Genomic DNA, 11,474 nt, shown 5'->3' on the forward strand with positions numbered 1-11,474 from the left:
GGGTCCAGGGGGCGGAGCCCCCTGGGGGGTCGTCACTCGCCGGTGACCACGCACGCGCCCTTGGCCCACCACTGGGGCAGCATGGCGATCGCCTCGTCGCCGAGGGGATTCACGCCGGGCCCTGCCGCCAGCGAGTGCGCCACGAGCACGTGCAGGCACTTCACCCGGTCCGGCATCCCCCCGGCGCTGGGGAACCCCGTCAGCTCCTCGATCTCGTCCCGGCGCCGCACGTAGTCCTCGTGCGCGGCCCGGTACGCCGCCGCCAGCTCCGGATCGCTCTCCAGCCGCGCCGTCATCTCCTTCATCACGCCGTTGGCCTCAAGGGTGCCGATCGCCGAGGCCGCCTTGGGGCACGTCAGGTAGTACAGCGTCGGGAACGGCGTCCCGTCCGGCAGCCGCGGCGCGGTCTCCACGACGTCCGGCTGCCCGCACGGGCAGCGGTGCGCGATCGCCCGCAGCCCGCGCGGCGGCCGCCCGAGCTGCTGCTTGAAGGCCTCGACGTCCGCGTCGGTCGGCTCGGTGCGCGGGGTGGAGGGCGGAGGCGTGTGCATGACTGGTTCTACGTGGCTTTCTGTCGGTTCACTGATCGGACGCGTCGGACTTGTCGACGCCGTCCCAGACGTTCGCGTACCAGGGCCGGTCGGCCGCCCCCAGGTAGGCGTGCGCCTGCTTGGCGGCACCGGGGTCGATCACCACGAACCCGGTCTCCCCCGGCATCACATAATGCAGCCGCTCGCGGATCTGCTGCTCGGCGTACGCGTCGTCCTGCCACCGTGCCTTGAGGTCGCGCAGCTGCTCGACCCGCTGCCGGGCCTGCTCCTGCTGCCGTTCCAGGTCGGAGATCTCGGCGCGCTGGGAGACGTACTGCCGCATCGGATAGGCGAGCGCGACGACCATCGTGCACAGCACGATCGCGAGCAGCGCGGCACGGCCGGTGAGCCGGGAGCGGCGGGCCTGGCGCCTGGTCTGGGAGCGGTAGACCCTGGCCGCCGTCTGCTCGCCGAGCAGCTTGAGCCTGGTCGCGGTGGAGAACCGGTCCCGGTCCTTCACGGCCATGTCCCCGCCTCCCTGGTCGCCCTGGTACGTGCGTACGTCCCCGGACACGGTACGGGACCGGGTACGGGGACGTACGTACGACTGGCTAAGCCTTGACCGATTACCGGCTCGGCCGGCTCAGCCCTTGAAGCGGGGGAACGCGGAGCGGCCCGCGTACACCGCCGCGTCGTCGAGGATCTCCTCGATGCGCAGCAGCTGGTTGTACTTGGCGACGCGCTCGGAGCGGGCCGGGGCGCCGGTCTTGATCTGGCCGCAGTTGGTGGCGACGGCCAGGTCGGCGATGGTGACGTCCTCGGTCTCGCCGGAGCGGTGCGACATCATGCACTTGAAGCCGCTGCGCTGGGCCAGCTCGACGGCGTCCAGAGTCTCGGTCAGGGAACCGATCTGGTTCACCTTCACCAGCAGGGCGTTGGCGGTGCCCTCCTCGATGCCCCGGGCCAGGCGCTCCGGGTTGGTGACGAACAGGTCGTCGCCGACGAGCTGGACCTTGTCGCCGAGCTTGTCGGTGATGACCTTCCAGCCGGCCCAGTCGTCCTCGAACAGCGGGTCCTCGATGGAGACCAGCGGGTACGCGGCGACGAGCTCCTCGTAGTACTCGGTCATCTCGGCGGCCGAGCGGGACTTGCCCTCGAACTCGTACTTGCCGTCCTTGTAGAACTCGGACGCGGCGACGTCGAGCGCGAGCGCGATCTGCTCGCCGGGGACGTAACCGGCCTGCTTGATGGCCTCCAGAATGAGGTCCAGCGCGGCGCGGTTGGACTCCAGGTTCGGGGCGAAGCCGCCCTCGTCGCCGAGGCCGGTGGACAGGCCCTTGTTCTTCAGGACCTTCTTGAGGGTGTGGTAGACCTCGGCACCCCAGCGCAGCGCCTCGGAGAAGGACTCCGCGCCGATCGGGGCGATCATGAACTCCTGGATGTCGACATTGGAGTCCGCGTGCGAGCCGCCGTTGAGGATGTTCATCATCGGGACGGGCAGCAGGTGCGCGTTCGGGCCGCCGAGGTAGCGGAACAGCGGCAGGTCGGACGCCTCGGAGGCGGCGTGCGCGACGGCGAGGGAGACGCCGAGGATGGCGTTGGCGCCGAGCGAGCCCTTGTTGTCGGTGGCGTCCAGGTCGAACATGGCCTGGTCGATCAGGCGCTGCTCGGTGGCGTCGTAGCCGACCAGCTCCGGGCCGATCTGCTCGATGACGGCGAGGACGGCCTTCTCGACGCCCTTGCCCAGGTAGCGGTTGGGGTCGCCGTCACGGAGCTCGATGGCCTCGAAGGCGCCGGTGGAGGCGCCGGACGGGACGGCGGCACGACCCGTGCTGCCGTCGTCGAGGCCGACCTCGACCTCGACCGTGGGGTTGCCTCGGGAGTCCAGGATTTCCCGGGCTACGACGACGTCGATGGACGGCACGAGCATCTCCTTCTTGGGATGTGACGCTGGTTGTGCGGGGCGCACGTGGGCCTCGGCGGCCCTTGCTCAGCCTTGCGACTAGAGCCTAACCGTCCCGGGCCCGTCGGCCGGCACGACCGACCGGCCCGTGGACACACAGACGGTACTCATTGTTCACGTGCGGAACAAAGGGGGGGCCGATGAAGAACGGAAGAAGAGCGGACCAAGAAGGGGAACGGCGGGCCGACGGGGCGCCCGGACGGCTCGACGGCGGCAAAGAGAAACCCCGCTCCGGTGCGTACGGGGGGAGACGCACCGGAGCGGGGGGCTGTGGGGACGGGGGTGGTCCTCACGCGGTCTCCACTATGGGGACCACGGTTGTGCGGGAGCTGTGGCCCAGCTGGGCGCCGCCGAGTACGCGCGGCGCTGCGGGCGCGGCCCTTACTTCAGGTGGAGCTGCTGGCCCGGGTAGATGACGTCGGCGTCCTCGACGATGTCCTTGTTCAGCTTGAACAGCGCCTGCCAGCCACCCTTGACCTTGTGCTTCTCGGCGATCGAGCTGAGGGTGTCGCCCTTGACGACCTTGTACTCGCCGTCGCCCTTCTTGACCTTCTTGCCGGTCGGGGTGGTGACCGTCTTCTTGGCGGCCGGGCGCTCGGCGGAGCGGGAGGCGGCCTGGGTGTCGGTCGAGCGGCTGCCGGCGCTGCTGCTCGACGAGCTGGAGCTGCTGGAGCTGCCGCCGACGTAGGCGGCCCCGGACAGGCCCTTGCCGCAGACCGGCCAGGCGCCCTTGCCCTGGGCGGCGAGGACCTTCTCGGCGATCTGGATCTGCTGCGCCTTGGTGGCCTGGTTGGCCTGCGCGGCGTACTGCGTGCCGCCGTACGCGGCCCAGGTGGAGGCGGAGAACTGCAGACCGCCGTAGTAGCCGTTGCCGGTGTTGATGGCCCAGTTGCCACCCGACTCGCACTGGGCGACGGCGTCCCACTCGGAGGCGGTGGCCGCGGAGGCGCTGCCGGACGCCATCAGCGGAGCGGCCACGGCGACGCCGGTGACACCGGCGACGGCGATGGCGCGGACGGCCTTGGACGGACGGCGGTGCTTGCCCTTGCCGGAAAACAGCATGGATCGATCCCCTCACCGACGCCTGCGAGGTGAGCTGTCGGGTTCGGGCCGGTTGAGTTGCCCGGCCGCACACCCGTGTGTCGGTGCGCGGCTTCACCCCGAGCCGGATCGGCAGCCTCGACTGCCGGCCCCGGCACTTACCTTGGGTCCCCCGCTCCTGCCTACGGCGCTTGACGCGACGACTGTTCCCGGACGGCCGCTGGCAGGACTCGGCGTTGCGACAGCCGGGGCTCGTGGTGACGAGCGGCCTCGACCGTAAACAGGGCATCAGGTGAATTTCAAAGATGATCAGGGCTTCTGAGACTCATCCCACACTTTCGCCAAACCGGACATCAGACCCGAAACGGGACGTCAACTCTCGCTACTTTTCGCCCGGTTCGCCGCCGAGTTTCAGGGTCTGACCGGGGGCGATGGCGTTCGGGTCGGCACCGATGTCGGCCTTGTTCACGGCATAGAGCGCACGCCATCCGCCGTCGAGGTCAAGGGAGTCGGCGATGGAGGCGAGGGTGTCGCCCTCGCGGACGGTGTAGGTGTCGTCGTCCCGGGAGGCGTGCCGTCCGGAGGAGGTGGCACTCTGACCGTTCGTCACGTTCTCGTCCGCCGAGCCACCGCGATGCTTGCCACCGCCACTGACGGCACCCGTGTCGACCAGACTCCAAGAACCCCCGGTCTGCCACGAATTGTCCGAGTCGTCGGCCTCGGCCGTGACGGGATCCTCACCCGCCTTCGCGGTCCCGGAGTCGGAGCTGGAGCCGGAGTTCGAGCTGGAGGAATCCGACTTGTCGGTCTTGGCGGATTTGCTGGGGGTATCCGCCGTGGCGTCACCGCCCGCGCTCGCGCTCGGGGAGGGGGCTCCGGAGTCACTCCCGGAGACCGTGGCGCCCGGGGAGGAGCCGGAACCGGAGCCGGCGGAGGACGACGCGTCCGACAGCCCGGAGGACGAGTCCGACGAGTCGGAGGAAGCAGACGAATCACTCGACCCGCCGAGCCCCGTGTCCACGTTCACCGAGGCGTCGTCGGAGGAGAGCCCGGCGAGCAGGGCGCAGGTCCGCCAGGGCTTGGTGCCCTGGTCGGCGAGTATCTTCTCGGCGACCGAGATCTGCTGCGAACGGCTCGCCTGGTCCGGCGTCGCGGCGTACTCCGTCCCCCCGTACTTGTCCCAGTCGTCCAGGGAGATCTGGAGGCCGCCGTAGTAGCCGTTGCCGCTGTCGGCACTCCAGGAGCCGCCACTTTCGCACTCGGCCACCTGGTCCCAGGTGGAGCCGTCGGCCGCGTGGGCGCTCACCGCGCCGAGGAGCGGGATGGCGATGGCGGAGCCGGTCACCCCGGCCGCGACGAGGAGGGCCGGAGCCTGACGGGGGCGACGGTGACGACCGTTCCCGGAGAGCATGCGGAAACCTTTCGAGCGACAGCGGTGACCAGCGCGGCGGGTCCCGCAGGGGCGCCGCGCTGATGAGTGAACGTATCGACAGACGATCACTTGTCACAAGTTAATGCCGCGTAGATCACGTGAAGATCACAGAGTTGAGCGCTGATCACCTTTTGCCGAGGTGGGCCGGTACGGGCTCGGCGTGAACTCCACGGGGAGGGTGCGCAGTCCGCGCATGATGAGCCCGCCGCGCCACCGCAACTCGCTCTCGTCCACGGCGAGTCGCAGATCGGGGAGGCGGGTGAGCAGGCCGGCGAGCGCGGTCTGGCCCTCCAGGCGGGCGAGCGGGGCGCCCAGGCAGTAGTGGATGCCGTGGCCGTACCCGAGGTGCTGGTTGTCGCGCCGTGCGAGGTCGAGGGTGTCCGGCTCGGCGAACCGCTCCGGGTCCCGGTCCGCCGCGGCCAGGACGACCAGAACCGGGTCGCCGGACGCGATGCGCCGGCCGCCGATGGTGACGGGCTCGGTGGCGAACCGCCAGGTGGCCAGCTCCACCGGCCCGTCGTAGCGCAGCAGCTCCTCGACACCTGTCTCCAGCAGGCCGCGCTCGCCGGCTGCGAGGGAGTCCTGCAGCCGGACGCGCTGCTCGGGGTAGGTGAGCAGGGCGTACGTCCCGTTTCCGATCAGGTTGACGGTCGTCTCGAAACCCGCGAACAGCAGGATGAAGGCCATGGCCGCGGCCTCGTTCTCGGTGAGGTGCTCGCCGTGGTCCGAGGCCCGGATGAGCCCGGAGATGAGGTCCTCGCCGGGAGCGGCCTCGGCGGACAGCGCCTCCCGCTTGCGGTGGATCAGCTCGGCCAGATATCCGCGCATCTTCTTCACGGACCGCGCGACCCCGCCCCGCGGCCCTCCCGCCTGCCCTGCTTTCGTATGTCGCAGCATCATCCCCGCCCAGTCCCGGAAGTCGTCCTGGTCCTCGCGCGGAACGCCGAGCAGGTCGCAGATGGCGTAGATGGGGAGCGGAAAGGCGAACTCGTGGATGAGGTCGGCGGACCCGTCGGCCGCGAACCCGTCGATGAGCCGATCGGTCAGCTCCCGCACCCGCGGCGCGAACTCGGCCACCCGGCGTGGCGTGAACGCCTTGCTCACCAGCCGCCGCAGCCTGGTGTGGTCCGGCGGATCGATGTTCAGCAGGTGCGTCATCAACTCGGCCTTGCGCTCACCCGGGATGCCGGTCTTCCCCTTGGCGTGCGCGGGCTCGTCGTGATGCGCGGGGTTCTTGGAGAGCCTCGGGTCGGCGAGTGCCTGTTTCGCGTCGGTGTAGCGGGTGACCAGCCAGGCCTCCACCCCGCTGGGGAGAGTGGCGCGGTGGACGGGGGCGTTGTCGCGGAGCCAGGCGTAGGCGGGGTAGGGGTCCGTCGCGAACTCCCAGGTGAAGAGTTCGGGTGCGGCGGAGGTCACCTCTGCACCCCCTCCGCCGCCCGCACCGCGTCCCGGTAGGACCGGGCCGCCGCGCGCAGGGCCGCCTCCGGGTCGATGCCCTCCGCCTCGGCGTGGGCCGCCAGCGCGAGCAGTTCGTAGCCGATGCCCTGGGCCTGTGGCAGCGGCACGTCCAGTCCCGCCGTGCGCACCCGGGAGGCCAGCTTCGCCGCCAGTGCGAGGCCCGGCTGCGCGAGGGGCACGCCGTCCGTCACCGACGCGCGCTGCTTCTCTATCGCCTTGGTGCGCAGCCAGTGCTCCTTGACCTCCTCCGGGGTGGAGGCGGTCGCGTCGCCGAAGACGTGCGGGTGGCGGTGGATGAGCTTCGCGACGATGCCTCCGGCCACGTCGTCGATGGAGAAGGGGGCGTCCGGGTCCTCCTGGGCGATCCGCGCGTGGAAGACGACCTGGAGGAGCACGTCGCCCAGTTCCTCGCGCAGTTCGTCGCGGTCGCCCTCCTCGATCGCCTCGACGAGTTCGTACGCCTCCTCGATGGCGTACTTGGCCAGGCCCTCGTGGGTCTTCAGGGAGGACCAGGGGCACTCCGCACGGATCCGGTCCATGACCTGGACGAGGTCGAGGAGGCGGGCACCGGGCAGGTCGTAGGAGGCGGGGAGCAGCTCCAGCTCGGGCATCCGGACCCGGCCGGAGCCGGCGAGGCGGGCCAGGCCGTCGGTGAGGGCGGGCTCGCCCTCACCCGTCGCGACGACGACCACCGTGCGGCCGCCGACGCAGGCGTCGACCAGCTCCTCGGCGGTGGGCGCGGCCTCGTCCACGGCGGTCCCGGCCTCGCGCAGGTACGGCAGCTGGGGGTGCGCGCCGTCCGCGCACAGCACGCGGTCCGCCGCGCGCAGCGCCTGCCAGGCGGGCCAGGACAGCAGGCCGGGGGCGACCCGGTGGCTGGTGGTGAGCAGGACGATCCGGCCTGCGTCGGCCGTGTCGGACGTGGCGGACCGGGCGGCCGGAGCGGGTTCCGGGGTGGTGGGTTCGGGCCTGGTGGTGTTCACGCTCCGAACGTAACGCACCGCCGCCGCCGACCTCGCGGTTCATCCACAGGCCAGGGACGATCAACTGATCGTATGACCGCCCGATCCGCTGCCCGATCCGCTGCCCGATCCGCTGCCCGATCCGCTGCCCGATCCGCTGCCGCTTCCCCGGCGCCGGGCGGCCCCTAGGCCGACACCTGTGTCCCGGCCGACGTGACCTCCCGTACCCACGGCGTCTTGGCGTCCACCCGGCTGCTCTTCTGCACGTCCCAGGCGCCGTAGCGCGGGTTGAGGTCGACGTGGAGTTCCTCGGACGCGGTGGCCAGGGCCTTCCAGAAGGCGGGCTGCGAGGTCTCGGTGCCGAGCGTCCGGGCGAGCTTGTCGGCCTCCACCTGGAAACGGAGGTTGTCGTCCAGACGCGCGGGGGCGATGCCGTACTTCTGCAGCCAGGCGGTCTGCAGCGCCGCAGAGCCGCCTGCCTGCCGTTCGAGGCCGGTGCGCATCTCCTCGACCTCCTTGCGGGTGACGGTGACACCCGCGTCCTGGGCGGCCCGGTGCAGCACCTTGTCCAGGACCATGTTGTAGAGGGTGTCCCGGGTGAGGCTGCTGGTGGAGGCGAGGACCTGCTGGTACTGCGTCTCGTCCGGCACCGCGGCGCGCTGGGCCCGGCGCACCTCGTTCACCCGGTTCTCCAGTTGCGAGACGGTGATCCGCTGCCCGCCGACGACGGCCGCCGCGCCCGGGTGCGCGTCGCTGCCGCAGGCGGTCAGGAAGGGAGCCGCGGCGGCGATCGCGGCGGACAGGACGAGCGCGGTGCGACGGCGGCGGTGCAAGGAGACCTCCCGAGGAGTTTGTGCGACGGTGCACAAGGTCTTGCGGTGATCGATGGTAGGCAGTGGGCAGGCTCTGGCCAACCCATTCGACCAACGATTCACACCCGCGTCCGGCACCGCCGCACCACCCCACGGAAGGGTTTGCGGGTCGTCGCGCCTCGGATCCGGGATCAGCCCGTGATCGCCACCGGGGCGTCCCACGCGTCCCGGTCCACCGTGATCGTGTAACCGCCGCGGGTCTCCTTGCTGTTCACCATGTACTGGTGGGCCCGGCTGTGCCCGGTGAACTGGGTCGAGCCGAACGGCCAGTCGGCGGTGGTGGTGTTCTGCTTGTCCCACAGCGCGTACCAGAGGTTGCCCGGCAGGTCCGTCTTGTCCGTGGCGTTCGCGATCGCCTTGGCGCTGGAGCTGGTGAAGCCGTAGAGCCCCGCGCGGTACGTCCTGACGCGCAGTTCCTTGTCGAAGGCGCGGACGTACGTCAGCACGGCGTTGTTGCACGACGTGTTCGTCGTGTCGTAGGCCTCCATGTCGAGGAAGATCGGGCTGCCGGCCTTCATCCCGAGCGCGGCGGCCTTGGCGACGGCGTCGTCCGCCTCGGACCTGCCCACGGAGGCCGCCGTCGAGGCGCTGATCTTCACGGAGCCGCCGGATCCGCACGACGGCTGGGAGCCGACGTAGAGCGGGATGAGCTTCCAGCCGGCCGCGGAGACGGACTTGACCCAGGAGGCGGTGAGGTTGGGCTGGTTGCACCCGCGGTTCTTGCCGCCTATGTAGACGGCGGCGGCGCCGTAGAAGCCGGTGTTCCAGGCCTTCATCGCGGCGAGGGAGGGCGCGGCGCAGGTGTCGAAGGCGCGGCCGGTGAACGTCTTCTGGGCGGGCCAGGTGGTGGCCGCCATGGACGTCTGCGCGGCGATCCCGGCTCCGGCGACGACCGCGGCCCCCGCGACGCCCCAGGTGACGTATCTGCGCTTCTTCGACTGCCGATGGCTGGACATGCCGGCACCCCACCCCTGTGTCTCTGCTGTGCGAAAAGCCGTGCGAAAAGCAGGTGCAGTATGCACTGTCCGGGATCTAGCCGCGCATCTGCCCCAGCCACTGCAGGGTGCGCCGGACCTCCACGGCCGTCGGGTGGCCCGGTCCGTGCAGCCGCTCCACGTCCATCAGCAGCCGTGCCAGCGTGTCGTGCGCGGCGGGACGGTCGCCGAGGGCGAGCAGCAGATGCCCGATCCTGCGGCGCACGTCGTGCGCGAGCTGCGGGTCGCCGGCCACGTACTGGTTCTCGTAGTAGGGCAGCAGCGCACGGTACTCCGCGAGCGCCGCGGCCGGTTCGCCGAGCTGTTCCAGGCACTGGGCGGTCTCGTAGCGGAAGCGCAGGGCCTGCGGGTCGGCCTGGCCCGCCTCGGCGGCGCGTTCGTCGGCGAGGCGGCGCAGTTCGGGCAGCGCGCGCCGGTACTGCCCGTCGTCCATCAGCGTGGCCGCGTACTGCTTGCGCAGGGTCCGTACGACCGTCGAGCGCTCGCCGTGCCGGTCGGCGGCGACGGGCAGGATCGCGCCCAGGATGTCGACGGCCTGGGTGATGCGCCCCTCTCCGAGCAGCCGCTTGACCTCGTCGACGGCCGCGGCGACGTCCGGTCTGTCCGGGACGGCGGCCACGGGGGCCGCGGGCTGGGCTGCGGGCGTCCGCGCCCGGTCCGGCCATGGGGCGTGCGGGCGCAGAAAGGGGCGCGTGGGGTCCAGGGGCGCCCCGGATGGCGTCCCGCGCGCGGGCAGGAGCGCCGACAGGTCCTCGTAGACCTCCTGCGCGGACGCCGGACGGTGCTGCGGGTCCTTGGCGAGCAGGCGCAGGACGAGGCGCTCCAGTGGCTCCGGGACCTCGGGGCGGGTCCGGCGCACCGGCAGCGGCGGCTCGTACAGGTGCCTGTGCAGCACGCCGAGCGCCGTGGAGCCCGCGAACGGGACCTCCCCGCTGAGCAGTTCGTGCAGCAGCACGCCGAGCGCGTACAGGTCGGTGTACGGGCCGACCGCGCCGCCCATCGCCTGCTCGGGCGCCATGTAGGCGGGCGAGCCGATCGGGGAGCCGGTGTGGGTGAGGCGGGTGGTGTCCGTGTCCATCACGGAGGCCACGCCCAGGTCGAGGACGGTGACCGTGCCGTCCTGTTTGACCATCACATTGCGCGGCTTGAGGTCGCGGTGGACGATCGGCACGGCGTGCACGGCGCTCAGCACGGCGCACAGCTGCGCGGCCACCGCCACCGCCCACTGCCACGGGTACGGGTCGTGCTCCGCCAGGTGGTCGGAGAGGTCGGCGCCGTCCACGTACTGCATGACGAGGAAGAGCTCCTCACCCTCGCTGCCCGCGTCGTGCACGGTGACCAGCCCGGGGTGGTCGACCTGCGCGGTGACCCGGCACTCCCGCAGGAACCGCCGGCGCAGTTCCTCCGCCTCCGCGCCCGCCACCTTGTCGGGGCGCAGCAACTTCACCGCCACCCGCCGGTCCAGCCGCTGGTCGTACGCCGTCCACACCTGGCCCATGCCGCCCTGCCCGATGAGCGTGGACAGCTCGTAGCGGCCGGCGACGACGCGTCCCGTCGCCACGGTCACCTTCCGCCCTCGAAGTCGCCCTCGCGGTGCCCGTCGTGCCTGCGCAGGTAGTCGCTGAGTTCGTCGAGTTCGGCGCGCACCTGCTCGATCCGGGCGGGCGCCGGGCGTCCGGGCGGCCCGGGTGTCGCAGGCTGTGCGAGCGGTGGTCCGGGCATCGGGGGAACGGTGTGCGGGGGCGGGGTGTGCGAGAGCGGGGTGTGCGGAGGCGGGGTGTGCGGGGCGGCCGGGGGCAGCGTCCCCGTGGTGTACGGCGAGCCGGGGGGCGGGTAGGCGTACGTCCGCGTCGCCTGCGACGTGTACGCCGCACGCTGCCGCTGGAAGTGACGGACATCGGCCACCAGGTAGTAGACGATCGTGCCCAGGAGCGTGCCGAACAGCAGGATGATTCCCAGGTAGCCGCCGGGGGTGTGCACGTCGTCGCCGGGTTCGTTGCCCAGCAGCACCAGGCTGAGGACGTCGGACGCCCCCACCGCCACCAGCAGGCCCCAGTCCGCCGATCTGCGGGTCACCGCGGCCAGCCGCAGCATCATCACCCATGTCAGCAGGCCCAGACTGCACACGCCCATCGCCACGAACACCACGCGCAACAGGACCAGTACCGCTTCGTGCGGCGGCCGCTGCACCGGCTGCGCATGGCCCTGGCCCTGCATGGTC

11 protein-coding genes and 1 riboswitch are annotated in these 11,474 nt (G+C 71.3%); all 11 genes read right to left on the reverse strand.

The annotated features are described in order from the left end of the window. Nucleotides 1–32: 32 nt before the first annotated feature. The 11 genes from AB0M11_RS07390 to AB0M11_RS07440 all read right to left on the reverse strand — a co-directional run bounded on the left by AB0M11_RS07390 (nt 33) and on the right by AB0M11_RS07440 (nt 11,470). On the reverse strand, nt 33–551 hold the full coding sequence (locus AB0M11_RS07390) for a DUF501 domain-containing protein (RefSeq protein ID WP_365702359.1): 519 nt from the start codon (nt 549–551) through the stop codon (nt 33–35). Nucleotides 552–579: 28 nt separating this feature from the next. Then, nucleotides 580–1,056, reverse strand: a complete 477-nt coding sequence (locus AB0M11_RS07395) for a septum formation initiator family protein (RefSeq protein WP_351489216.1) — start codon at nt 1,054–1,056, stop codon at nt 580–582. 117 nt (nt 1,057–1,173) lie between these two features. Next, on the reverse strand, nt 1,174–2,460 hold the full coding sequence (gene eno, locus AB0M11_RS07400; RefSeq protein ID WP_365702361.1) for a phosphopyruvate hydratase: 1,287 nt from the start codon (nt 2,458–2,460) through the stop codon (nt 1,174–1,176). A 414-nt stretch (nt 2,461–2,874) separates the two neighbouring features. After that, complete coding sequence (locus AB0M11_RS07405; protein WP_365702363.1) at nt 2,875–3,555, reverse strand: transglycosylase family protein; 681 nt, start codon at nt 3,553–3,555, stop codon at nt 2,875–2,877. Nucleotides 3,556–3,559: 4 nt separating this feature from the next. Further along, a riboswitch (cyclic di-AMP (ydaO/yuaA leader) is annotated at nt 3,560–3,734 on the reverse strand. 182 nt (nt 3,735–3,916) lie between these two features. After that, nucleotides 3,917–4,945, reverse strand: a complete 1,029-nt coding sequence (locus AB0M11_RS07410; RefSeq protein WP_365702365.1) for a transglycosylase family protein — start codon at nt 4,943–4,945, stop codon at nt 3,917–3,919. 126 nt (nt 4,946–5,071) lie between these two features. Beyond that, complete coding sequence (locus AB0M11_RS07415; protein ID WP_365702367.1) at nt 5,072–6,382, reverse strand: cytochrome P450; 1,311 nt, start codon at nt 6,380–6,382, stop codon at nt 5,072–5,074. Further along, nucleotides 6,379–7,320, reverse strand: coding sequence for a nucleoside triphosphate pyrophosphohydrolase (locus AB0M11_RS07420; RefSeq protein WP_365702592.1), 942 nt, complete (start codon nt 7,318–7,320; stop codon nt 6,379–6,381). Before AB0M11_RS07420 ends, AB0M11_RS07415 begins: the two co-directional genes overlap by 4 nt. A gap of 251 nt (nt 7,321–7,571) precedes the next feature. Further along, nucleotides 7,572–8,219 (reverse strand): SurA N-terminal domain-containing protein, encoded by a 648-nt coding sequence (locus AB0M11_RS07425; protein WP_365702369.1) that lies wholly within the window; start codon nt 8,217–8,219, stop codon nt 7,572–7,574. A gap of 170 nt (nt 8,220–8,389) precedes the next feature. Further along, the gene (locus AB0M11_RS07430; protein ID WP_365702371.1) at nt 8,390–9,214 is read right to left on the reverse strand and encodes a glycoside hydrolase domain-containing protein; all 825 of its coding nucleotides are present in this window, start codon (nt 9,212–9,214) and stop codon (nt 8,390–8,392) included. Between the two features lie 76 nt (nt 9,215–9,290). Beyond that, on the reverse strand, nt 9,291–10,778 hold the full coding sequence (locus tag AB0M11_RS07435; protein ID WP_365702594.1) for a protein kinase: 1,488 nt from the start codon (nt 10,776–10,778) through the stop codon (nt 9,291–9,293). Nucleotides 10,779–10,816: 38 nt separating this feature from the next. Then, nucleotides 10,817–11,470 (reverse strand): hypothetical protein, encoded by a 654-nt coding sequence (locus AB0M11_RS07440; RefSeq protein WP_365702373.1) that lies wholly within the window; start codon nt 11,468–11,470, stop codon nt 10,817–10,819. Between the last annotated feature and the right edge of the window lie 4 nt (nt 11,471–11,474).

The sequence above is a fragment of the Streptomyces sp. NPDC051987 genome, assembly GCF_040680735.1.
In the GTDB taxonomy this organism is placed as follows: domain Bacteria; phylum Actinomycetota; class Actinomycetes; order Streptomycetales; family Streptomycetaceae; genus Streptomyces.

What these genes read in the sequence shown, in the direction of transcription:
- AB0M11_RS07395 (WP_351489216.1), bottom strand. Translation starts at nt 1,056, where the DNA reads ATGGCCGTGAAGGACCGGGACCGGTTCTCCACCGCGACCAGGCTCAAG.
- AB0M11_RS07440 (WP_365702373.1), bottom strand. Translation starts at nt 11,470, where the DNA reads ATGCAGGGCCAGGGCCATGCGCAGCCGGTGCAGCGGCCGCCGCACGAA.
- AB0M11_RS07410 (WP_365702365.1), bottom strand. Translation starts at nt 4,945, where the DNA reads ATGCTCTCCGGGAACGGTCGTCACCGTCGCCCCCGTCAGGCTCCGGCC.
- AB0M11_RS07405 (WP_365702363.1), bottom strand. Translation starts at nt 3,555, where the DNA reads ATGCTGTTTTCCGGCAAGGGCAAGCACCGCCGTCCGTCCAAGGCCGTC.
- AB0M11_RS07390 (WP_365702359.1), bottom strand. Translation starts at nt 551, where the DNA reads ATGCACACGCCTCCGCCCTCCACCCCGCGCACCGAGCCGACCGACGCG.
- eno (WP_365702361.1), bottom strand. Translation starts at nt 2,460, where the DNA reads ATGCTCGTGCCGTCCATCGACGTCGTCGTAGCCCGGGAAATCCTGGAC.
- AB0M11_RS07430 (WP_365702371.1), bottom strand. Translation starts at nt 9,214, where the DNA reads ATGTCCAGCCATCGGCAGTCGAAGAAGCGCAGATACGTCACCTGGGGC.